Genomic DNA, 23,157 nt, shown 5'->3' with positions numbered 1-23,157 from the left:
CTGCTTATCAGTCCGTTCAGCTTATATCCCCCTCTTGCACGAGTATCACTTATTTGTTAATCATTATTCAAAATTGAACATCTTATGAAAACATGTAAATTATTTTTCACATTAGGTCTTGTGGCTGTGATGTCGGTTTCGGCCCTGGCGCAGACTGCTTCGGCGACAATGAACGTCACCGCAGAGTTGTTGCAGGGCTTACAAATTGTTAACCAAGTTGATCTCAATCTAGGGAGTTTTGTACTATTGGATGGTAGTAATCAAGGGGATTTGACCATTAATACTGTTGATGGGGAGGTAACTTCCAATGGGCTAGCTCTTGTATCGAATCCGACTTTAGGTTCATTTAGTGTATCCGGCTCTAGTGGTACCGTAGGTATAACTATAGATGGGAGTGTAGCACTAGGTGACGGTAGTATATCAGAGTTTACATTTTCACCAGCTGCGCAAAGTGGTTTAGGGGCTTTTACGGCTAATGGTGATGACATCGTAGGGAACGCAATAATCTCAAATGGGGTCAGCGAAACTATTCTTATAGGAGGTACTTTAGCAGGAATAGAATCGTATGATTCCTCTGGCAGCTATTCAGGAACGATTAATATCACTGTAACCTATCAATAAGCTCACAGCAGTGGAGTCAGGGGTGTTTTCATGCCCTTGGCCCCATACTGCTGTTCTGCTCTCTGTGCGTGGGTAGGAAGAGCCATATAACCGGGATTATTTCGGGCTCTATTTTTGGACCTAAAAAAGATTCCTTCATGAGCAAACCGGCTGTAAATCTACTATACAGTGTAATACCTCTTATACTTTTTATAGGATGGGCAGGGACTGCCATAGCACAAGGCGGGCTGCTATTGACTCCCAAGCGTATAGTCCTGGAAGGTCGTAAAAACGTAGGGGAGCTCAATCTGCTCAACGTAAGCGATGAGCCCCTGACCTATGTAGCCTCCTTTGTGGAGTACGCCGTAAGCCCGGAAGGGCAATACAGGACTATAGACACGCTTCGGGAGGAAGACCGGGCCGCTTCTCCTTATCTGCGGCTGTTTCCCCGCCGTTTCACCTTGCAGCCCGGTGAGTCTCAAACTCTGAGAGTACAATTCCGTAGCCGGCCCGACCTTGCGCCGGGGGAGTACCGTTCTCACCTCAGCTTCCGGCAGGTGGATACGCAGCAAGAGGCTGCGGCCCGCAACCCCGGCACAGGCCAGGAAGAAAGCGGAGAAATAGGCGTATCCATTAGTATGCTGTTCGGTATTACGATACCGGTCATCGTACGCCATGGAGAAACCAGTGCCAGTGCAGCCATCGACAGCCTCCGGTTGATCCCCGGAGAAGAAGATGAACCTTCAAAGCTGGGCTTCCGGGTCAACCGAAGTGGCAATCAGTCACTACATGGTGATTTCCTGGTGGAACTGCTGCAGCCCGATAAAAAACCTGAAGCAATCATCAAGCGCAAGGGGATGACCTTGTTTACGCCCAATTTGTTCCGCAACTTCACTTTCCCCCTTGATTTGGCTGAGGGCACTGCACTGCCGCCGGGCAGCCAGCTGCGCATCCGTTTTATGGAAGATATGGACAAACGCAAGCCCACGGTTTATGCGGAAGCCCTCTACGATATACCAAAGTAACGGACAGGTCTATGACAAGGAAGACCGCACAAAGCAGCGTAGAGAAAAAGGGTATCCGATCGCCCTTTTTCATCCTGTTGCTAATCTGTTTTGTGCTGTTCCATCCTGTTGCAAAGAGTTATGGACAGCCGCCAGTCCCCGAGCGCCAGGGATATCCTGAGAAATACAACATGTCTAAGTCTGGTTTTAAGCCCAAGGCGGCTCCTAATGAGTTGGAGCGCCTTCCGGCTGAGGCTAGCAGTTACGGGTCATGGCCGACTACTCATCCGGCCCCGGTTGAGGATGCAGGGGTGGAGGGTCCTTTTTCGCTATCGCTCTGGGTTACTCAGGAACTGGACTTTGGGCAATTGTACGCTGAAGAAAACGGAGGCGTACTGCTGCTAACCCCCAGAGGTCAGACCTCTGTGTCCGGCGGGCTTATTTCCGTTGGAGCGCGCGCCCGGCCGGCTATCCTCAGTTTGCAAGGGCTACGGTTGTCGGAAGGGCAGGCCCCAATCATATCAGTTAGGGCAAAAGAAAGCTTCAGTAATCATGGTGCCCGCTTTGAGCCAGAGTGGGAATTGGACTGCACAGGGGCCCATACGGGCGAATGCGTGCTGCGCATCGGTGGGCAATTGTTTATCCCACCTGGTGTTAAACCAAGTGAAGTCATCCAAATTTCACTGTACATCACAGCCACCAACTAAGCGACTATGAGATGTCCTGCTCCTGCTGTTCTCAGTACCGGGCTCGTACTGCTGCTGTTGGTGGCGCTGCAGGTGGTGAGCCGGGCGCAGTCTGCGGAAGAAGAATTCGTGCTGCGCCTGGAGGTCGAGGAAGCTGGCGCATTCAATGTTTCTGCCCTGATTGACCTGGAAACCAACGCCGTCAAATTGCCGGTACGGGCGCTGCTGCAGGCCTTCAGCGTTAAGGTAAGCCCTGACACTCTGCCACAGGAACTTAGCGGGTTTTATCTGCAGGAGGACAATCCTTACCGGCTTTCCTTTCCCGAAAAGTCCCTGTTCGTCTTTGATACCCTGTTCCGGCTGGAAGCTTCCGCGCTCACTATGCACAGCGATGGAAGCTGCTACTTAGGCCTGGAATATTGGGGCCGTGCTTTCCGGCTGCCCACCACTTTTGATCTGCAGGCGCTAACGGCAACCATGAAGCCAGAGGTGGAGTTGCCAATAATCCGCAATGCCCGGCTGGCAGAAAAGCGTAACAGAGCTGGGGAAGGCAAGAAAACGGAGGGGTCTCCACCGGATACCGTTTTTTCCAGGCATCGTCATTGGCTGAGGGGCGGAAGTGCAGACTATCAAGCCAATTGGCGCGGCAGTGGTAATGGAGCAGGGCTTTGGCAGGCGCGCGTGGATGCCGGGTTTGAGCTCCTTGGTGGCAGCACGACTATCAGCCTGCAGCACGCATCCGAACAAGATTTTCGTTGGGAACGGCAACGCCTGCAGTGGCTGTATACCCCGCAAGCTAACCCTTACCTGAGTTCCGCAGAAGTGGGAACGCTCAGTAGTGGCGGCACCGGGATGATACGGTTGATTCGGCCACGGGCGGGCGTACGCTTGCACAAAAATGCAACCACCAGAGATGCATCTGCTTCCATGTACACCATCAGTAGCAATACTACGCCCGGCTGGGTGGTGGAAGTATACGAAGGCCGGCAATTGCTGGATTGGAAAAAATCAGGCCAGGATGGCGCTTACCGCTTCGATATCCCACTTAAACGAGGTATTAATGAATTTACCGTACGTGAGCTCGGGCCTTCCGGGGAAGAGCATACTTACAAAGAGGTGTATTACCTTCCGGGCCGTATTCCCAAACCCGGACAATGGACCTATTCTTTGGAAAGCAGCCGAATCATACAAGGCTCAGATGGTCGCTTTCACAAAATTGACATAGGAATGGGCGTGACGCCTCATTTTATGGTGCGGGGCGGACTGGAAAGTTTCAGCAGCCTAAGGGGCGGGCTTCCGGTGTATTACCTTGAAGGCCTGTTCCAGCCATCCGCAGGTTTGTCTCTGGAAGCAGGTATTGCCCCGGGCTTCCGGCAGTCTCTGCGCCTTTCTGTCCAACCTTTCAGGCAGTTGTCAGTGCAGTATCAGGGCGAACGCTACACGGAGGACCTCGAAGGGGCGTTCATCCCCAATCAGGAGGAGCACCGGGTGCAGGCCCGGACAAGCCTGAAGCTTGGCCGTCACCGGATTGGGGTGAATGCCCAAGGCACTTGGATCCGCAATGGCGGGCCGTGGCGGGGGCAGTATCAGCTGGGCCTCTCCTCTAACCTAAAGGGGACGGCCCTGCGCGCGCAATTGCTAGCTATGCCTTCTGGTTTACGGGATATAGGTTTGGGCAGCAACTTCAGTCTATCTCGTCAGTTGTGGAAAGCCATCTCCTTTTCCGGAGTTGTTCAGGCGAGCCTCCATCCCTTGAGGCTCAACGGGCTACAGGCGAACTTGTCAAAACAATTCTCCAAAGGTGCCCGGCTTGGCATCAACTACAGTTATGGCGTTGATCAGGGGCGGCATTCCTTCGGCATTAATTACAGTTTGGTTGTCGGTCCTGTACAATTATCCGGTAATGCCTCCCGCTCGGATACCCGCTTGTCACTGGACCAATCGGCATCCGGGCACCTTTTTTGGGTAGGGTCAGGCGGCGGGCTACAGCTCAATGCCCAGCCTGTCCCCGGTGAAACTGGTATTCTTTTGCGCCCGTTTGTGGATGCCAACCATAATGGCCGCCGGGATGAATTGGAATACGCTGTGCTTGGCCTGGGCGTGGAGGCCAAAGGAGGGCGGGTAGAAGAGCAGCCCAGGGATAGTGTAATCCTGGTCAAAGGGCTGCAGGCTTCCCGGGAGGTACGGCTGGAATTTTCACCAGGCTTTTTTGAGGATATCTTCTGGGAGCCTGCCTATCAATCCGCAGCTGTCGTGCCAGACCCCAATCAGTACAAACGGATTGATATACCGGTGCTGCCCTATCACGAAATCTACGGTTACTTGCAGCCTGATGGCGCAGATGCACAAGCCCGTATCATGGCCGCTGTGGTATACTTGTATGACCGGGACGGCAAGCTGCTTGCACAAACCTATCCGGAGCGGGATGGCTACTTCTCCTTCACTCAGATACGCCCAGGCAGGTATTGGTTGACAATGAACCCACGGTATACTTTAGGAAAGGAAGACGGCTGGCTTATAGAGATAAAGCCCTCAAGGTACGGACAGTCAGTGAAAGTCGCTTTTGATGTTCAGTAGACCTTGCCCGGGTACTTATTCTAAGCCATCTGCCTTAAAAGAATCAGCTATTCCTGTAACAGCAACTCGCGCAGGTACTGCTCAATGCTTTCCTCTTTATCGAGCCCCAGCTTTCCTTTTAGCCGATAGCGCGCCATCTTTACAGCATGCTCACTAACCCCCAGTGTCTCTGATATCTCTACCATAGAAGCACCCAGTGCAATGAGAATGGCGTAACGGAGCTGCGATTGCGTTAAGTCGGGTGCTATTTTGGTGAGCGCTTTGAAAAAATCAGGATAGGACAAAAGGAAAAGCTCCACGAAGTTGCTCTGTTCAGCATACTCGTGCAGAAGGATGCTTAACTTGCGCTTCAGCATTTTGGCTTTAGGGGCGTAACGGCCGACTGCATCCATGATATTGGTCTTGAGTTGTGCGGCTCCAATTCCACTTTGAAAGGCGTTTTGGCGTTGTACCTTAAGTTGCTTCTCCAATTGCTGACTGTGCTTTTTAGCGGTCTGAACGCGGATTTGCTCTTCCAGCACGCGCTGCTTATTGCTTTTGAATAAAAAACCGAGCACAACGAGCCCTGCCATGGCAAACAGTAAGGCAGCTCCCAGGTATAGATAATTACGCTCCAGGAGCTTTGTGCGTTCCTCTGCTAATTTGGCGATACTTTCGGCGCGGTCCCTGGCAGCTTTGTAAGATTCCAGCTCATAGATAGCAGCCATTTCCTCCTGATGTCTCTGCTGCTGTTCTTCTTGCAGGGCCTCGCTTTGTTCCTGCAGGTTTTTTGATTCGCTGAGCGCTGAGGCTTCGTCACCTTGTAAAAGGTAGGCGTTCAGCCGGCTGCGAGATAAGTAAATGAGGGTTTTCCGGTCCAGATCTGCCAGAGATGCCGCCTGCTGTATATCTTTTAAAGCCTCTTTGGCCTGCTTAAATGCCAGGTGGTAGTCAATTTGCATGGCGAAGTAGTCTGCTGGCTTTTCAATATCTTTCTTCAGAATATAGGCTTCAAAACGATTGATCATAGCCCGGGCCTTCTCATAGTCCCCGGCTCCCAGGTGGAGATCGAAAGCTATCTTGGCATAAAATGGAAAGAAGTATTCAAATTCACTGAGATAAGGGCCTAGTTTCTGTTGAATTGCAGCTGCCTTTTCCCATTCCTCAAGGGTTATTGCAATATCCATACGATTGAGCAAGCTCAATGCAATCGGATAGGCCCCTTCCTCTGAATGCAGCATACTTTCTTCAACTTTCCGGAAAATGGAATCTGCTTTTTCATACTGCTTCCTGCGCAGGTGCGTCACGCCTATGTTGTTCCTCAAAATAGCGCGTTCCAATTCACGAACCAGCCCTTCCCGCTCATTCATCAGTTTTTCAGCCATAAGCAGGTACTGATAGGCGGCATCGTACTTCTTTTGATCCAGATAAACACTGCTCAGATTACAGTATATAAGATAGAGCTTGTGCTTGTCCCCGTTTTCAATATAAAGAGCAGCTGCTTTCTGATAAGCATAAATAGCACTGTCCAGCTGTTCGGCCACGACCATCCAGTAATAATTGCCGGTAGAATACCAATACCCGGCCTCGCAACTCTTGTCCTCGGCTGCGAATGCAAAAGATCTGAATTCCTGAAATACCTCTTCTGTTTTGGAGCTATTACCCTGATAGAGTAACGCTTTGATGATCAGCTGGTAATAGTTATAGCGATCCAATTCCTCTGAGAAGTGCAATTCCCGGTACAGCTCGTCATAACAGCCAAATTCAGGGCTGCCTGTATTGAATCTGGCAATAACAGTATCGAGCAGTATTTGGGGAGAACGGCCTGACCAGTAGTCGTGGCTTATGGTGTCACAGGGCGTGTTAATTTGGCCAAACGCATTGGAGGGGATTACCAGGGGCGCAACCAGCGAAATAAAAAAGGTCAGGAATATTTTTTTATGCAATCTGCCTGCTATGCCAGTGCAGAGCAGCTGGCGGGCCTGTTTATTGATTTTTGGTAAGTGCATATTTTGTTGTAGGCTATACAAGCGCAAGCCGCTATTTTAGTAATGGCTTAGTCTTTAATGACAGGGGGTTAGACTAAAATTGGTCCGGCTAAGGTATAAAATATATAGCTCTTTTTTTATATAGTCTAAACCGTTCACTATAAGTGGCCTCAGGCACTGTAGGTCAGCATTTTGGGTTGAGCTATGAATTTGGGGTGTCGTAGTTGATTATGTTAAGAAAGTCAACCTCATTCAATCGGCACCCCATTCTCATCCGTCGTCAGTACCTCGCTCATATAATCGAAGAAGGGGCGCATGGCCTGAAAGACCCGGCTCAGTTGTTGTGCGAAGCCCGGTGCGAGCACTTCCTCATCAGTGAAAGGGTGGGTCAGTAAAAACTGTTTATAGCGCAGCAGGTCGATGGCCGGGTGGTCCTTGGTGAAGCCGCGGGGCGCGGTCTTCACCTGATCGCCTTCCAGCCCGTTAAAGTATTGTTGGAGCTCCGGGTGCTGAAGGACTTCGCGCATTTCTTCGGGGTGGTTGGCAATTTCTGTCCGGATCCGCTTCAGATCATCCGTATTGGGGTCCCAAAATCCACCGCCGGCAAAGGAGCCACCGGGAGAAATATGGAAGTAGTAACCGCCGCGCCGCCATTTGGTCGCCCGTACCATACTTCCGCTGAAGTGAGGCTTGTAAGGCGATTTGTCTTTGGAAAAGCGCACATCGCGGTAAATACGGAAGAGCTTGAGGTTTTCAATTTCGTCGTGGTGGGACACTTCATCCAGCAGTACATTGGCGAAAGCCTTGAACTCCTTATGCGCCTTTTGATAGCGGGGCTTATGTTCGGTGAACCAGTCGCGGTTGTTGTTGGCTTTCAGGTCGAGGAGGAACTCAAAGGTAGGCGGGGTGATCATGGCGGCACTCATTTTATTCCAAAGATAAAGGTTCTTTTTTGATCATGCGTATGGTCTCGATTTTAGTATCGCTGACGAGCTCCAGCACAAATCTATACCCGCCAAAAATCAGCTCATCGTTTTGCTCGGGTATGGTGCCGGTTTGGGTGACGATGTAGCCGGACAGGGTGTGGTATTCGCCTTCCGGCAAATCCAGATCGTACTTTTCATTGAGGTAGTCGACTTCCAGGCGGCCGGAAAAGATGTACTCCTGCCCTTCCTCAATGACGCGCTCCACGTGCTCTTCCTGATCGTGCTCGTCTTCAATCTCACCAAAGAGCTCCTCCAGAATGTCCTCCATGGTGATGAGCCCTGAAATGCCACCGAATTCGTCGACCACCATGGCTATGTTGATGCGGTCGCGGATAAACCGGCTCAGGAGATCCGCTACCGGCATGGCTTCCGGAACATAGGGCAGCTCCATAATCTCCCGGCTGATGGACCTGGGCCGTTTGAGCAGTTGTTGGTGGTGGATATACCCAAGTACATTGTCGATATCCTGATTAGTGATGATGATGCGCGAGAGCTTGGTTTCCCGGAAGAGCTGTTCCAGGTCTTCCACCGTGGCAGTCACATCAATATTTTCAATCTCAGGCCGGGGGATCATGCACTCCCTTACCCGTACGCCCCTCAGGTTAAGGGCTTTGCCAAAGAGTTCCCTGTCGATATCTTCTTCCTCATTTCCCTGCGTGCCTTGTATGAAATGCTCCAGGTCCAGGCGGGTAAAGGCATTGTCGACCTGTTCCACCGGCGTGCGCAGCAGGCGCAACAGCTGATTGGACAGCTTGGTCATGAGCCAGGAAGGGGCCAGTAAAATCCACTTGAGCAGTTGCAGGGGCACGGCCAAAAAGTAAAGCACCTGATCGGCAAAAAGGCGGAATAGGGTTTTGGGCAGGAACTCGCCGAAAATGAGCACCACGATGGTAATGACGAGCGTCTCCAGCAGTAGAAGGGCCAGTGGACGCTCCGCCAGAAAGGGCATCCACTCCAAAAAATAGGGCTCTATGAGCTTGGTCATAAGAGTGGTGAACAGCACGAGGGCAATATTATTGCCTACGAGCATGGTGCCAAGGAAACTGGCCGGGTCATTGTAAAAACCGGAGATGATGCTGCCCCGGCGGGCGCTTTTCTTTTTCTTGATTTCTACCCGTAGCTTATTAGCCGAGACAAAGGCGATTTCCGTACCGGAAAACAGCGCAGAGAGCACCAGAGATAATATGATTAGTCCAATCAGCATTACGGGTTATCCTGTTTATCGGGGTTGTCTACCTTGATGCGCCCTTCTATAGCATTAATGCGGGAGTAGGAAAAGTCCTGGTCGGCTTCAAAGCCATGGCCATAGATGACCTCATCGGGCCGGGTGATGACGACGAACTTATTGGAGTAGATCTTTTCCCGGCGTTCATCCCAAAAGAGCTCTTCAGTCTCCAGGGTATCTCCTTCCACGCTTTTCCAGACCACGCTGTCGCGCACCACTACTTCTTTCTTGTTCTGCCGGCGCAGCCCGTACAGTGCCGTTAGCTGGCTCGTCACCTCGCCGTCTGGCCCGAAAAACTCTACATTGACCCCATCCGGGAATTCCTGCTCCGGCTCTGACCGGTTGAGGTGGTAAAGCATGGTAGGCCCGGTGACCCGTACCCGTACCTGCGCCGAATCGCTGTACAGGATTTCCACTTCCTTTGCTGTTTCCACATCTACGCGCAGCTGCTCATTGAGCGCTTCAATTTCTGCAAGGTCGTTCTTGCAACCCGCCGCAAGCAGCAAAACCATACTTACCCAAAAGGCTCTAATCATAAGTGCGATTTGATATCATAATACAAATATAGGAGCTTCTGCTTCATGATACAGATTTAGAGCCTGCTAGTTGCTTAACACAAGGTTAATATCGACATAGTGCGTATGACAAATGTCACCTGCTGTCCGGCGGTTTCCCCCGATCTTTGCAGGCTGAAAATGCTACCGGAAAATGCAAAAACTGGAATTGCTGGCCCCCGCCGGGGCTTTTGATAGCCTGACCGCTGCGATAGACGCTGGCGCAGATGCGGTTTACTTTGGGGTGGAGCAGCTGAATATGCGTGCCCGCTCTGCCAACAACTTTACGCTGGAAGACCTGCCGGAGGTGAGCCGCCTGTGCCGGGCTGCCGGGGTACGTTCCTATATCACGCTCAATACCGTACTCTACGACCACGATCTGCCTATGATGCGCCGTATTGTGGGCACAGCAGCCGAGCATCAGATTGACGCTGTCATTGCTATGGAGCCTGGTGTGATGCAGTATGCCCGCGAGCTGGGCGTGGATGTTCACCTGTCCACGCAGGCGAATATCACCAATGTGGAAGCGGTGAAGTTCTATGCGCAGTTTGCGGAGGTGATGGTGCTCTCCCGGGAACTTACCCTTTCTCAGGTGGCGCAAATTTGCCGGGCTCTTGAGCAGCAAAATATCTGCGGCCCTTCTGGTAAACCGGTACAAATTGAAGCTTTTGTGCATGGTGCGCTTTGTATGGCCGTTTCCGGCAAATGTTACCTCAGCCTGCACACCCACAACTCCTCTGCCAATCGGGGTGCCTGCAAGCAAAACTGCCGCCGCACGTATACCGTAAAGGATGAAGAGGGGCACGAGCTGCTTATCGATAACGAATACATCATGTCGCCCAAAGATCTGAATACCATCGGCTTTCTCGACAAGCTGGCAGAGGCTGGAGTGGGCGTTTTCAAAATAGAAGGCCGCAGCAAAGGCCCGGAATACGTGTACGAAGTGACCCGCTGCTACCGGGAAGCGCTGGACGCTATACAGGACGGTACCTTCAGCAGCACAAAAGTAGATGCATGGATGGAACGCCTGGAACAGGTCTACAACCGGGGCTTCTGGGGTGGCTACTACCTGGGGCAGAAGATGGGTGAATGGACGGATGCACCGGGCTCTGTGGCCAAAGAACGCAAAGTCTTCCTGGGCACGGGCATCAAATACTTTAGCGGTATCGGTATAGGTGAGTTCAAATTACAGTCGGGCGACCTGCGCCTGGGCGATGAGGTCATTATCACCGGGCCTACGACCGGCTACCTGCGCACTAAAGTCACCTCTCTGCATCTGGAGGCACAGCCGGTGGAAGTCATCAACAGGCGTGGTGCTCATTTCTCTATGCCGGTAGGTGAAAAAATCCGCCCATCCGATAAATTGTACAAAGTTGAGCCAAATACAAATTAGTTTTCTGCGGCACAAATGTATTGGCTGCAATGCCTGCGTGGAAGCCGCGCCCGAGCACTGGGTCATCTCTAAAACAGATGGCAAAAGCTACCTGCGCAAAAGCCGGCAAAGGGGGCAGTACTTCCTCAAGGAAGTCAATTGGCTGGAATATGATGCCAATGCCCGTGCTGCAGCCAACTGCCCGGTGAAGATTATCCGGCTAAAAGAGGTTTGAGTGGGTTTGACACTTTCCTGCGTTATCCATTGTATTTATTCATGGCATGCTGTAGACCGATCGCTCCAAATGCCACACAGGCTTCCGCCGCCCGCTTGATGAGCTTAGGGAGTTCGTCCTGCTGCTCAGAAGACCACTCGCCCAGCACGTAATCGACCTGCTGCCCCTGATGGTAATCATTGCCAATGCCGATGCGCAGGCGGGCATAGTTATTTCCCCCCGTCACCTGATCGATATCTTTCAGCCCGTTGTGCCCGCCGTCGCTGCCTTTGCCGCGCAGGCGGATTTTGCCAAAATCGAGGTTCAGATCGTCGATCACCACTAACAGGCGGTTCTTGTCGATCTTCTCCTTTTGCATCCAATAATGGACCGCTTTGCCGCTGCGGTTCATGTAGGTGGAGGGCTTGAGCAAAACGAAGGTGCGCCCCCGCTGCTTGATCGTTGCCATATCGCCCAGCTTTTCAGTCGCCCACTCGCCCCCGTACTTTTCTGCAAGGGCATCCACTACGTCGAAGCCGATGTTGTGCCGGGTGTTGTCGTATTTCGCCCCAATATTGCCGAGGCCCGCAATCAGATACTTCATAGGATCCGCAGGTATGGTCTCTTTTTTCCGGAATAAATCGAATAGCCAGTTCATTAAACGGCTACATTGAACTCGCGCAGGGCATCGTTCAGAGACGTTTTCTTGTCTGTACTCGGTTTGCGCTGCCCGATGATCAACGCGCAGGCTACCTGATAAGTGCCTGCCGGGAATTCCTTGGGATAAGTACCAGGGATAACAACTGATCGCGCCGGTACCCGGCCTTTGTAAGTCACGGGCTCCTCTCCGGTCACATCAATGATGCGGGTAGACTGGGTGAGCACCACATTGGCGCCCAGCACCGCTTCTTTTTCCACGCGCACGCCTTCCACTACGATACTGCGGGACCCGATGAAGCAGTTGTCTTCAATGATGGTCGGTGTGGCCTGCAAAGGTTCCAGTACGCCCCCAATGCCTACACCCCCGCTCAGGTGTACATTGCGGCCAATCTGAGCGCAGGAGCCCACAGTAGCCCAGGTATCCACCATAGTACCGCTGCCTACCCATGCCCCAAGGTTCACGTAGCTCGGCATCATGATAACACCTTCTTCCAGGTAGGCACCGTAGCGCGCAATAGCATGAGGTACGACGCGTACGCCCTGTGCCTTATAGTTCTTTTTGAGCGGAATCTTGTCGTGAAATTCAAACGGCCCCACTTCGATGGTCTCCATTTGCGCCAGCGGAAAGTAAAGCACCACGGCTTTTTTAACCCACTCGTTGACTTTCCATTCGCCATCTTTGGTGGGCTCGGCTACGCGCAGCTTGCCCTGATCGAGCTTGGCCATCACATGCTGAATAGCTTCCTGTACCGGCTTTTCCTTAAGCTGGGAGCGGTCTTCCCAGGCATTATCGATGAGTTGTTGCAGATTTTCCATATCGGGATGTTTGAGGGCGCAAAGGTAAGGAATTATTGGGGGAGGGGCGCTATAAGTGGGCTACCTTCCAATCTAAAGCCGTCCGTTGGTCGGGTTTGAAGTTAACGCCTATGCCGGTGATCTTTTTTTTAGAGCTTCGGTATCGGTCAGCGTATGCATTTGAAAGTATTTGCTCAAGGGCTGCCTCTGCAGATTGATCAAACTTGAATTCAAAAATATATACATGCGTTGGGGTTTCCACTATGGCATCCGCCCGGCCTTTGGAGGAATGCACCTCACTTTGGGCATAAATCCCCAGGTAATTGAAAATCAGATGAACCAGGCCATGGTATAACCCTTCAGATTTGCGGTCAAAAACTTCATAGGGAAGGTCAGACAGGATAGCTTCCAAAATATTGCGTACCTCATCCAGTTCATTTCTTATAAAAGCACGCTGCATGTCCTGAATCGTTCGGCCGGTATTTAGCCGGCTCGGATTATGCGCCAGCTCATCGATCAGATGCTCGTACATGCTTTCCTGCACCTCGAGATTGGGGTAGCCCAGAATGTATTCTCCCGTCATCCGGTTGGAAGATTTTACCGTAAGGTAGCCTGCCTGAAACAACAGAGGGACAAGTGTCAAATTTTCAATATCAAAGCGCTCCAAAGCCGTATTGCTGACTTCGATATCCTCTACCTGATAAACCCCCTGCTCTTTCATCTGCTCGATCAGAAACCTTGGGCTACCTGTTGAGAACCAGAAATTGGAAAATGCTTTGTTGCTGAAGAAGTTGAGGATTCCAAATGGATTGTAGACTTTATGCTCGCCGTCCCAGGAATAGCCATTGTACCAGTCCTTCATGGTTTTTAGAAGGGCTGCCTCGCTGATTTCCAGAGCTGTTTTTGCAGCTGTTATGTAATCTGTAAAGTAATGTTCCAGCTCTTCTTGCGTGTATCCAGTAAGCGTTGCGTATTCGCGGTGTAGCGTAAGGTCATTGAGGTTGTTGAGGTGAGAAAACACAGAAACCTTGGCAAATTTGGATACGCCAGTGAGTAAAACAAACCGCAAATCGGCATCTGAACCTTTTATGATACCATAAAATTCACGCAAAATATGACGATTCGCTTTCGCAGTGTCCAAATCCTCTTCGCTTAGATAATCGAGAATAGGTTTATCGTACTCATCAATCAGCAAAACTACGGGGCCGTTCTTAGCAGCCAATTTTTCCAGGAGTTCTACAAACAGCGATTTGTAATCTGTTGCAGCAAGGGTAAGTCCGTAGTGCTCCGCCTTTCGGTTCAGGTCGTATACCAATGCATTGGCGAGGCCTTTCTGAGCGTAATTGATCTTGTCAAAATAGAAGTGCAGCACTGGAGATGTGGCAGCCCAGTCCCAATGATCCTCAATCCACAGCCCCTCAAACAGAGACTTCCTGCCTGCATACAAGTCGCGAATAGTGGTGAGCAGCAAGGACTTTCCAAACCGTCGTGGCCTGGACAGAAAATAGTACTTCCCGGTAGTCGCCAGCCGGTGGATGTGTTCTGTCTTGTCTACATAGATGTAGTTGCCCTCCCGTAGTACCTTGAAATCTTGTATGCCGATGGGTAACTGCTTCATGTGGACAAGATAACGAAAATTGGCAGACGTGGCCTCAACAAATATTTTAGAAAAATGAGGGTAAACCCCGAACTGCATTTCTGACCGAAACTAAATGGGGGCGTGCAACAGTAACGAACGCTTCTAAAGGTGCATACGGGTATTCAGCCAGTTAGGGTCAATCAGATACCTCTACACTTCAAAGTTAAGATACACCCAAGCGTGTTCTCCGATCATCCGAGTGGATCATTTCCCAATGACCGACACCTTAAAAAGAAATGCTGAAACGTCCTTCCGTGACAGTGACAACCTCTGATGGGTCCTCCCGGTTAACCAACTGCCCTTCGAAGAATCCCTCCATACGGCCCTGCAAGGTGTCAAATACCGGAATCTCCAGGGTGATTGGATGGTCAGCAGTGGAAATAAAAAGCTTGTCTTGCTTTTGATCCTTTAGCGTCCAGTACCGGTTTGAAGTACTGTCAAGAACAAACACCCCGGGTAATTCAGAAAGGACAATGTTGTTCAGCTCAGCATGAATGGTTTGATCCAAAATGATATCGTTGTCTGTGGCAATACGCATAGCAGATAAGATTTCGAAAGCGTATCCGCCCGGCGCTTCCTGCCGAAAATTATAATTAAAAGTATTGGGCTCAGGATTGAAGAAACCAAGCCCGGCAGACCAGCCAAAGGGTATCCACAGTAAATCCTCCAGGTAAAAAGCCAGGGTGTCTGTGGTCGCAAAATCCTCCTCCGAAGGGTAAGTCGTCTCATTGTAAAGCTGAACATTACGGCAGGCGGAAAAGAGGAGAACGAATAGAAAAGAAGCAAGCAGTACGTTTTTCATGTGAGTAGGTTTTAAAAAGCATAAACCAGGCCTACAGCAAGGCTGACCCCATTGGATTTCATCCGGAAACTTTCCATGCGCTCCTGCCCGTCGACCGATAGCACCTGTAAATCTTGTTGGCTCGAAGCATGCCAGCTGCTAATTTGCAAAACACCACCAATGGGCGACTCCTGAGGGCAGACCTCAACAACAATACCGGGCATAAAAACCCATCCACCCTGTTGTTCAAATTGGTAGGTCCGCTGCTCTTGCTGGTAAGTGACCGTGCTAATGTAGGTTTCGGTCTGCTGCCCAAGTGAAAGGCTACGGTACCCTCCCAAAGCCCGAAGCTCAATTTGCACAGGCTTGCCTTCCGGAAACACATGGTAGCTCACACCGGTCATGCATTCAAAACTACGGTCGCTGTTGCCCTCTGCTTCATGCCGTAGCTCCTGCAATTCATCGTAGTATCGGTCGTCATTATTTGAAAGGGTCTGCCAAATTACACTGGCAATGGCGCCAATCCGGCTTTTGGAAACCCACTGTGCAGACACCTGATTGCCATAACTCTGGCTTCGTTCCGGTCGGTAGCCCATGACTTCAGGGGACAGCTCAAACCGTTCCGACGTGGTTAAGGCCATGGCGTGAATGCGAAAAGAAGATTGTGCCTTCAGGGAAGGGCATAAGCCCATAAAGATTAGAGCAAGCGCAATGAATTTTGACATGGTCAGGCGGAGTTAGTGTCTTTAATAGACGTGTGACAATGGCAAAATGCTGCCCGGTTTCTGGCATTTAACAGTTCTCTCCAGCAGAATCATTTACAAAAAATGAATCAAAAACTTGACTGGTATTACCTAATCAGGTAAATTTGTCAAAAATTACCCAATCAGGTAAAACTTATGGAACCCACCGCAGAGGAAAAAATACTGGACGCCGCCCGTGAAGTCTTTATGACCAAAGGCTTCGCTGCAGCCCGTATGCAGGAGATTGCCGACCGGGCGGAGATCAACAAGGGGCTGCTGCATTACTACTACCGCAGCAAGAACAAACTCTTCCGGGCAGTCTTCGATGAGGCTTTCGCCAAATTCTCGGCAGGTATCAATCAGGTGTTTGAAGCCGACATCCCCCTGTTTGATAAGATCGAACAGTTCGTGGACCGCTACATCAGCCTGCTCATGCGGAATCCGGCTATGCCGGCCTTCGTCATAAGCGAGCTCAACCAAAAGGGCGAAGCCTTTGCGCAGGAATTGCTGAGCCGGCAGACCCGCCCCAACCCCCTGCCATTAGTCATGCAGATTCAGCAGGAAGTAGCTGCGGGTAACATCAAGCCGGTCAATCCTGTTGGACTCGTGCTCAACATGCTGTCGCTCTGTGTTTTCCCGTTCCTCGCCCGCCCTATGTTTCAGGGCATGATGCAGGTGAGTAGCAAGTTATACGATGAAATGATGGAGCAGCGCAAGCAGGAGGTGGCGGAATTTGTCATCAGCGCCATACGCAAGGCGTAATTTTTTTTGGACTCAGTTTACCCAAATGGTTAAATTTTAAAAATATGAGATACCTGCCTTTTTTATGCTTGCTTCTGGCCTTGCCGGCTCGGGCTCAGGAGCCCATCCAGCTTGAGCAAGCCTACAGCATGGCTGAACAAGCCCACCCACTCTCGCAACAGGCCGGATTGCTGCGCTCGGCAAGCACACTGCGGCAAGAGCAAATCGATAAGGCGCGCCTGCCGCAGATCAGCTGGAATGCGCAGGCGAGTCTGCAGAGCGAGGTGGTGGAATTCCCCTTTGAGCTGCCCATTCCGGGCGGCGCGGGCCTTGACCTGCCGCTCTATCGGTTTCAGACCACAGCCGATGCACAGTACAGTCTCTACGATGGCGGGCGCATTGAGGCCAAACTGGAAGCAGAAGCAGCGCAGCTGGCTGTATCGGAAGCGCAGTTGGAAGTAGAGCTCGAACCGCTCAAAGCTCAGGTCAATCAATACGTCTTTGGCATACTGCTGCAGCGGGAGCGGATGCACATTCTGGAAAGCGGGCTGGAACAGCTGCAGGGCCGGATCTCACAGGTAGAAGCCGGCGTGGAGCATGGTGTCCTGCTGCCGGGTGAGCTCAGTCGTTTGCAGGCAGAACAACTCCGGCTGCAGTCGGAAATAATCCAGGTCAAAAGCAAGACGGACGCACTGAGGGGAGGGCTCGCGGTACTCCTCGGGCAGGACGTTCCGGAAGGTGTGGAATTTGAACTGCCTGCCCCCGCTGCCGAAATGCTGCCGTCTGATTTGCAACGTCCGGAACTAAAGCTGTTCGAGCAGCAACAGCAGCAGCTCATGGCGGGCTTATTGGGCATAGAAGCCGATCAGCGGCCTACTGTTGGGGCTTTCCTGCAGGCGGGCTTTGGCGCGCCCAATCCGCTCAACTTTTTCGACAACAGCCTGAGCCCCTTCGCCATGGGCGGCGTCCGCTTTTCCTGGAACTTTGTAGACTGGGGAAAGGCCGACCGCAGCCGGCAATTGCTGAGCCTGCAGCGGGAGATGATTGGTCAGCGGCAGGCGGCTTTCACCACACAAATTGAGCGGCAGGAAGTGCAAATCCGTACAGAAATGGCTGCAATTGACCCACTCATAGCGCAAGGCCAGGACATCATACAGCTTCAGGAAGAAGTGCTGCAGCAAATCGACGCGCAGCTCCGTGAAGGCACCGCTGTGGCCGCCGATTACATCACCCAATCGGCAGCCGTACGGCAGGCGCAACTGCAGGTGGAGCAGTACCGCCTCCAAAAGCAGCAACTGTACATCCAATTACTCACCCTCAAAGGAATACTCTGAATATGAATACCAAAATAATCATCTACCTGCTGGCCCTCCTGCCCCTGGCCGCCTGTCAGGACAACGAGGCCACCTCCGACGCCTACGGCAAGTTCGAAGCCCGTGAAGTCATCATTTCGGCGGAAGCCAGCGGCAAGCTTATCCAATTCGATGTGGAAGAAGGGCAGCAGCTCAAAGCCGGTGAGCTTGTGGGCTTAATTGACACCACCTTGTTGCACCTGCAGCGCGAACAGCTCCGGGCAAAGATCCGTGCTGTGACCGGCAAAACACAGGATGCAGAACCTCAGGTGCGCGTACTGCAGGAGCGCAAGCAAAACCTGCTCCGGGAAGAGCGCCGGCTCAAGGCGCTCATCGCTGACAAGGCGGCGCCCGCTAAGCAACTCGATGACCTGCAGGGGCAGCTCGAAGTGATTGATAAGGAAATTGATGCCATCCGCGCCCAAAGCCAAACGGCCAACCGGGGTATTTTGTCCGAAATTGCTCCCATCGAGGCGCAGATTGAGGTGGTGGAAGAACAAATCCGCCGCAGCTACATCTACAATCCCGTATCAGGCACCGTCCTGCTGCAGCTGGCGGAGCCCTACGAGATGACTGCCGCCGGCAAGCCTCTCTACACCATCGCGCCCCTGGAAGAACTGGAACTGCGCGCCTACGTCAGCGGTGCCCAATTGCCGGAGCTGAAACTGGGGCAGGAAGTCACCGTCCTTGTTGATCAGGATGCGGAAAGCAACCGCAGCCTCTCGGGTACTATCAGTTGGATTGCCGATGAAGCGGAATTCACGCCTAAAACCGTGCAGACCAAAGAAGAGCGGGTCAACCTCGTTTACGCCTTTAAGGTGAAAGTGAAAAATGACGGCCGCCTGAAGATGGGTATGCCGGGAGAAGTGGTTTTCCAAAACAGCCAACAGTAACGCCTGACCAAACCACTAGACAAACTGGATTTCATGAGTAAAAGGGATTGATTTTTGCGGGCTGTAGTTCCCGCCTTTAGGGGGCTAGGGGGCGTGCGGAGGCTGAAAAAATTAATCCCTTTTGAAAAATGTCTAGTAGTGTAACGCCTGACTTGATAAGTTTCCCCAGCCCCCCAAAGCCCTTGTCAAGTCTTAAAAAACAACCATCATGATCCAAACCCAAAATCTCCGCAAGTCCTACGGCACCACCCCTGCCCTGCGCGGCATCAACCTGCAGGTACAGCCCGGCGAACTCTTCGGGCTCATTGGGCCGGACGGGGCAGGCAAGACCACGCTCATCCGCATCCTGGCTACGCTCTTGCTGGCAGATGAGGGCAGCGCGCAGCTTGATCACAAAGATGTGGTCGCAGACTACCGCGCCATCCGCCGGAGCATCGGGTATATGCCGGGCCGCTTCTCCCTCTATCAGGACCTGACGGTAGAAGAGAACCTGACCTTCTTTGCGACCATCTTCGGCACTACGATCGAGGAAAACTACGAGCTCATCCGGGATATTTACGTGCAGTTGGAGCCCTTTAAAGACCGGCGGGCGGGCAAGCTGTCCGGAGGCATGAAGCAAAAGCTCGCCCTATGCTGTGCGCTGATCCACAAGCCCACGGTGCTCCTGCTCGATGAGCCCACCACCGGCGTAGACCCTGTCTCCCGTCAGGAATTCTGGGAAATGCTGCAGCGGCTCAAGGCCAAAAACATCACCATCCTCGTCTCCACGCCCTACATGGACGAAGCGAGCCTGTGCGACCGCGTAGCGCTCATGCAGGACGGTGCCATTCTGCAGGTAGATGAGCCAGATAGTATTGTCAACAGCTACGACAAACCGTTGCTGGCCGTCAAAACAGCGAATATTTACCAACTCATTCAGGACCTGCGGCAGTTCGAACCGGCCCATACCGTATTCCCCTTCGGCGAGTACGTGCATCTTAGCCTGAAGTCGGTGGTTTGGCCTGAGCTGATCCACGGCTACCTGCTGGACAGGGGGCATGCGGATATCGAAATTAAGCAGGCTATGCCCACTATCGAAGATATTTTCATGGAAAAAAGCCAGGTATGAACCACGCCATCACTGCCAACAATCTAACCAAGCGATTCGGTGACTTCACTGCTGTGGACGCCATCTCTTTCGAAGTGGACAAAGGAGAAATCTTCGGCTTTCTCGGTGCCAACGGAGCGGGCAAGACTACGGCCATGCGCATGCTTACCGGGCTGTCGCGCCCTACGGAAGGCGAGGCAATGGTAGCCGGCTACGATGTCTACCGCGAGCCTGAGCAGATCAAGCGCCGCATTGGCTACATGAGCCAGAAATTTTCACTCTACGAAGACCTGAAGGTGCGGGAGAACATCCGCTTCTACGGCGGTATCTACGGGCTGCCCCGCAAGCAGGTGCGGCAGGAAGCCGACCGGCTGATCGAAGAGCTTGGCATGTCGGAATTTGCGAATAGCCTGGTGTCCGGTATTCCGCTGGGGTGGCGGCAAAAGCTGGCCTTTTCCATTGCCATCCTGCACCGGCCCGCTATCGTCTTTCTGGATGAGCCCACTGGTGGCGTAGACCCGGTGACACGGCGGCAGTTCTGGGAGATGATCTACAAAACGGCGAATGAGGGCACTACCGTCTTCGTCACTACCCACTACATGGATGAGGCGGAGTACTGCAACCGGGTGTCCATTATGGTGGAAGGGCGGATTGCGGCACTTGACACCCCGCAGGCGATGAAGGCTTCCTTCGGCGTGGAGACGATGAATGAGGTGTTTTTACGGCTGACGCGGCCGGGGGGGGGAAACACATAGGCACATAGGGGCATATAGTGAGTGTGCAGTGTTGGGTTGAAACACATAGGCATATAGGGGCGCGGGATGTGGGGAAATAGATAGGAGGAAGTGTAGATACAGTGGGGAGGGAGTAGCGAACATGGGTATACAAAGCAGCGAGTAAAAGACTATGTGTCCTATGTGCCTATGTGTTTAGGCAACCCGGGCAAAAAGAGCTATGTGCCTATGTGTTTAAAAAGGAAACAAGACTACAAATTTTTTAAAATCAACCCAATGGGTACGAACAAAAAGCTGTCCATCTTCATCCGCAAGGAGTTTTACCACATCCTGCGGGACCGGCGGACCCTGCTCATTCTGCTGGGCATGCCGGCGGTGCTCGTGCTGCTCTTTGGCTTTGCCATCAGCAACGAGATTAAAAATGCGGACATCGGCGTGCTCGACTATGCACAGAATGACCAAAGCCAGCGCCTCACGCAGCGCCTGAGTGCCTCCGAATACTTCACCCTGGCTTTACCCCTGCACAGCACACAGGAAATAGAGGAGGCTTTCCGGGCGGGCAGCATCAAAATGGCAGTGGTCCTGCCGCCTAAGTTTGGGGAGGAAACCGCCCGGGGCCTTCCGGGGAGCCTACAGCTCATTGCCGATGGCACAGACCCTAATACCGCTACGACTTTATCCAACTACGCCTCAGCCATCATCGGCGATTTTTTGCAGGAGCAACAACCCCTGCAGCAGCAGCCTATGGTCATACAGACCGAAGTGCGGATGCTGTACAACGCCGGGCTCAAGAGCGTATTTATGTTCGTGCCCGGCGTAATGACGGTCATCCTCATGCTGGTCTCCGCTATGATGACTTCCATCGCTATTACCCGCGAAAAAGAGGTGGGGACGATGGAAGTATTGCTCGCCTCGCCCCTGCCGCCCCCGCTCATTGTAATCGGTAAGGTCATCCCGTATATCTTGCTTGCACTGGCCAATACCGCAGTGATTCTACTGCTGGGAACGGAAGTCTTCGGCATGCCAATCCGGGGTAATTATGCCCTGCTCTGGCTGGAGTGCTTTTTGTTTGTGCTTACGGCCCTGTCGCTCGGCATCCTCATTTCCACCCGCACCGACAGTCAGCAGGTGGCTATGCTCTTCAGCCTGATGGTGCTGATGCTGCCGACGATTTTGCTGTCCGGTTTCATCTTCCCGATTGAGTCGATGCCTCTTCCCCTTCAGGTAATCAGCAATATCATCCCCGCCAAGTGGTTCATCATCATTCTGAAGGATGTGATGCTCAAAGGCGGTGGGATGGAACTGGTCTGGCAGGAGACGCTTATCCTGCTGGGCATGACTGTATTTTTCATTGCGCTGAGCGTGCGCAGCTTTAATATCCGACTCGCATGAAAACCGTACCCTACATCGTACAGAAAGAATTCCGGCAAATCTTCCGCCATCGGGTGATGCTGCCGCTGATTTTCCTCATGCCGGTCATACAGCTGCTGGTGCTGGCTTTCGCTGCCGACTACGAGGTGGATAACGTCAAGCTGCACATCGTGGACCTGGACCACTCGCAGGCGTCCCGGCAGCTCGTAGGGCAATTTGAGGCTTCTGAGCACTTCATCCTGACTGGCGCCTCCGCTTCAGGCAAGATTGCATCAAATGAGATACAACAGGGCGAGGCCGATCTTTACCTGGAAATCCCCCCTGACTTTCAGCGGCAGCTGCTACGCGATGGCAGGAGTCAGCTGCAGGTGGCAGTAGATGCCATCAACGGGGTGAAAGCCGGGCTGTCTTCGGCTTACGCCAATGCGATTATCCGGGATTTCAATGCGGCCTTTCGGCAAAATTACGGGGGTGGGATCGCACAGCCCGCTGCTCTGCAAATCGAGACCGCTAACTGGTTTAACCCGGAGCAAAACTACCAGACCTTCATGGTGCCCGGTATTCTGGTAATCCTCGTGACGCTAGTGGGCATGTTCCTGGCGGGCATGAACATCGTGAAGGAAAAGGAGATCGGTACTATTGAGCAGATCAACGTGAGCCCCATCCGCAAGCACGAGTTCATCATCGGTAAGCTACTGCCATTTTGGATCATTGCGTTGGTGGAGCTGGCGATCGGGCTGGTGGTGGGCAAGCTGGTCTTCCACATCCCCTTCGTGGGCAGCCTATGGCTCATCTTTGGCTTTGCCGGCTTGTACCTGCTCGTCGTCCTCGGCTTCGGGCTGCTCATCAGCACCGTGACGGAGACGCAGCAACAAGCCATGTTCATTGCCTGGTTTTTCCTCATCATCTTCATTCTGATGAGCGGCCTGTTTACGCCCATCGAGAGCATGCCGCCCTGGGCGCAGGACATTACCCGCTTTAACCCGGTGGCCTACTTCGTGGATGTGATGCGGCTGGTGCTGCTGAAGGGTAGTGATGTCTGGGATATCCGTCAGCATATCGCGGTGATGGGCGGCTACGCGCTGGCGGTGAATGGGTTGGCGGTGTTGAATTACCGGAAGGTGGGGTGATTGCTACGAAGTTCCAGCCTGCCACTTGCAACATCTCGTCTAGTTT

General features: G+C 52.5%; 22 protein-coding genes. 13 read left to right on the top strand and 9 right to left on the bottom strand.

What is annotated here, in order from left to right:
* Window positions 1-84: 84 nt before the first annotated feature.
* The 4 genes from IX84_RS07900 to IX84_RS07885 all read left to right on the top strand — a co-directional run bounded on the left by IX84_RS07900 (window position 85) and on the right by IX84_RS07885 (window position 4,867).
* Entirely contained in the window at window positions 85-621 is a 537-nt protein-coding gene (locus IX84_RS07900; protein ID WP_044218396.1) for a DUF4402 domain-containing protein, read from the top strand.
* A 137-nt stretch (window positions 622-758) separates the two neighbouring features.
* Window positions 759-1,625: a fimbrial biogenesis chaperone gene (locus IX84_RS07895; RefSeq protein ID WP_044218395.1), complete on the top strand. Its 867-nt coding sequence runs from the start codon at window positions 759-761 to the stop codon at window positions 1,623-1,625.
* An 11-nt stretch (window positions 1,626-1,636) separates the two neighbouring features.
* Window positions 1,637-2,311, top strand: coding sequence for a DUF4402 domain-containing protein (locus tag IX84_RS07890; protein ID WP_044218393.1), 675 nt, complete (start codon window positions 1,637-1,639; stop codon window positions 2,309-2,311).
* Window positions 2,312-2,317: 6 nt separating this feature from the next.
* Complete coding sequence (locus IX84_RS07885) at window positions 2,318-4,867, top strand: fimbria/pilus outer membrane usher protein (protein ID WP_044218389.1); 2,550 nt, start codon at window positions 2,318-2,320, stop codon at window positions 4,865-4,867.
* Window positions 4,868-4,914: 47 nt separating this feature from the next.
* Here IX84_RS07885 and IX84_RS07880 read toward each other — a convergent pair whose 3' ends face one another.
* The 4 genes from IX84_RS07880 to lptC all read right to left on the bottom strand — a co-directional run bounded on the left by IX84_RS07880 (window position 4,915) and on the right by lptC (window position 9,581).
* On the bottom strand, window positions 4,915-6,855 hold the full coding sequence (locus tag IX84_RS07880) for a tetratricopeptide repeat protein (protein ID WP_044218388.1): 1,941 nt from the start codon (window positions 6,853-6,855) through the stop codon (window positions 4,915-4,917).
* A gap of 227 nt (window positions 6,856-7,082) precedes the next feature.
* Window positions 7,083-7,748 (bottom strand): DUF2461 domain-containing protein, encoded by a 666-nt coding sequence (locus tag IX84_RS07875; RefSeq protein WP_044218744.1) that lies wholly within the window; start codon window positions 7,746-7,748, stop codon window positions 7,083-7,085.
* 13 nt (window positions 7,749-7,761) lie between these two features.
* Complete coding sequence (locus tag IX84_RS07870; protein WP_044218383.1) at window positions 7,762-9,024, bottom strand: hemolysin family protein; 1,263 nt, start codon at window positions 9,022-9,024, stop codon at window positions 7,762-7,764.
* Complete coding sequence (gene lptC, locus IX84_RS07865) at window positions 9,024-9,581, bottom strand: LPS export ABC transporter periplasmic protein LptC (RefSeq protein ID WP_044218380.1); 558 nt, start codon at window positions 9,579-9,581, stop codon at window positions 9,024-9,026. Before lptC ends, IX84_RS07870 begins: the two co-directional genes overlap by 1 nt.
* Before the next feature lie 172 nt (window positions 9,582-9,753).
* Here lptC and IX84_RS07860 point away from each other — a divergent pair, with 172 nt between their 5' ends.
* Complete coding sequence (locus IX84_RS07860) at window positions 9,754-10,992, top strand: peptidase U32 family protein (protein ID WP_044218378.1); 1,239 nt, start codon at window positions 9,754-9,756, stop codon at window positions 10,990-10,992.
* Window positions 10,973-11,206, top strand: a complete 234-nt coding sequence (locus tag IX84_RS07855) for a ferredoxin (protein WP_202965222.1) — start codon at window positions 10,973-10,975, stop codon at window positions 11,204-11,206. The genes IX84_RS07860 and IX84_RS07855 overlap by 20 nt, the downstream gene beginning before the upstream one ends.
* Before the next feature lie 22 nt (window positions 11,207-11,228).
* Here IX84_RS07855 and pth read toward each other — a convergent pair whose 3' ends face one another.
* From pth to IX84_RS07830, 5 genes are all read right to left on the bottom strand, one after another.
* Window positions 11,229-11,789 (bottom strand): aminoacyl-tRNA hydrolase, encoded by a 561-nt coding sequence (gene pth / locus IX84_RS07850; protein ID WP_152604957.1) that lies wholly within the window; start codon window positions 11,787-11,789, stop codon window positions 11,229-11,231.
* 53 nt (window positions 11,790-11,842) lie between these two features.
* A complete protein-coding gene (locus tag IX84_RS07845) occupies window positions 11,843-12,661 on the bottom strand; it encodes a 2,3,4,5-tetrahydropyridine-2,6-dicarboxylate N-succinyltransferase (protein ID WP_044218372.1) in 819 nt (272 codons plus the stop codon).
* 49 nt (window positions 12,662-12,710) lie between these two features.
* On the bottom strand, window positions 12,711-14,258 hold the full coding sequence (locus IX84_RS07840; RefSeq protein ID WP_044218369.1) for an ATP-binding protein: 1,548 nt from the start codon (window positions 14,256-14,258) through the stop codon (window positions 12,711-12,713).
* A gap of 247 nt (window positions 14,259-14,505) precedes the next feature.
* Window positions 14,506-15,081, bottom strand: coding sequence for a hypothetical protein (locus IX84_RS07835; RefSeq protein ID WP_044218367.1), 576 nt, complete (start codon window positions 15,079-15,081; stop codon window positions 14,506-14,508).
* 11 nt (window positions 15,082-15,092) lie between these two features.
* The gene (locus IX84_RS07830; protein ID WP_152604956.1) at window positions 15,093-15,785 is read right to left on the bottom strand and encodes a hypothetical protein; all 693 of its coding nucleotides are present in this window, start codon (window positions 15,783-15,785) and stop codon (window positions 15,093-15,095) included.
* Window positions 15,786-15,959: 174 nt separating this feature from the next.
* Between IX84_RS07830 and IX84_RS07825 the strand changes: the two genes are divergently transcribed.
* From IX84_RS07825 to IX84_RS07795, 7 genes are all read left to right on the top strand, one after another.
* Window positions 15,960-16,565, top strand: a complete 606-nt coding sequence (locus IX84_RS07825; RefSeq protein WP_044218361.1) for a TetR/AcrR family transcriptional regulator — start codon at window positions 15,960-15,962, stop codon at window positions 16,563-16,565.
* Window positions 16,566-16,609: 44 nt separating this feature from the next.
* On the top strand, window positions 16,610-17,878 hold the full coding sequence (locus IX84_RS07820; RefSeq protein WP_044218358.1) for a TolC family protein: 1,269 nt from the start codon (window positions 16,610-16,612) through the stop codon (window positions 17,876-17,878).
* Between the two features lie 2 nt (window positions 17,879-17,880).
* Window positions 17,881-18,789, top strand: a complete 909-nt coding sequence (locus IX84_RS07815) for an HlyD family secretion protein (RefSeq protein ID WP_044218356.1) — start codon at window positions 17,881-17,883, stop codon at window positions 18,787-18,789.
* A 205-nt stretch (window positions 18,790-18,994) separates the two neighbouring features.
* Window positions 18,995-19,897, top strand: a complete 903-nt coding sequence (locus tag IX84_RS07810) for an ABC transporter ATP-binding protein (protein ID WP_394333424.1) — start codon at window positions 18,995-18,997, stop codon at window positions 19,895-19,897.
* Entirely contained in the window at window positions 19,894-20,631 is a 738-nt protein-coding gene (locus IX84_RS07805) for an ABC transporter ATP-binding protein (protein ID WP_052515862.1), read from the top strand. Before IX84_RS07810 ends, IX84_RS07805 begins: the two co-directional genes overlap by 4 nt.
* A gap of 255 nt (window positions 20,632-20,886) precedes the next feature.
* Window positions 20,887-22,002 carry an ABC transporter permease gene (locus IX84_RS07800; protein WP_044218738.1) on the top strand — a complete coding sequence of 372 codons (1,116 nt, stop codon included), beginning with the start codon at window positions 20,887-20,889 and terminating at the stop codon, window positions 22,000-22,002.
* Complete coding sequence (locus tag IX84_RS07795; RefSeq protein ID WP_044218350.1) at window positions 21,999-23,111, top strand: ABC transporter permease; 1,113 nt, start codon at window positions 21,999-22,001, stop codon at window positions 23,109-23,111. The genes IX84_RS07800 and IX84_RS07795 overlap by 4 nt, the downstream gene beginning before the upstream one ends.
* Window positions 23,112-23,157 lie beyond the last annotated feature (46 nt).

This window comes from Phaeodactylibacter xiamenensis (genome assembly GCF_000759025.1).
Lineage (GTDB): Bacteria > Bacteroidota > Bacteroidia > Chitinophagales > Saprospiraceae > Phaeodactylibacter > Phaeodactylibacter xiamenensis.
Note: the sequence above shows the minus strand (reverse complement) of the source record. Positions and strands in the feature narration are given on the sequence as shown.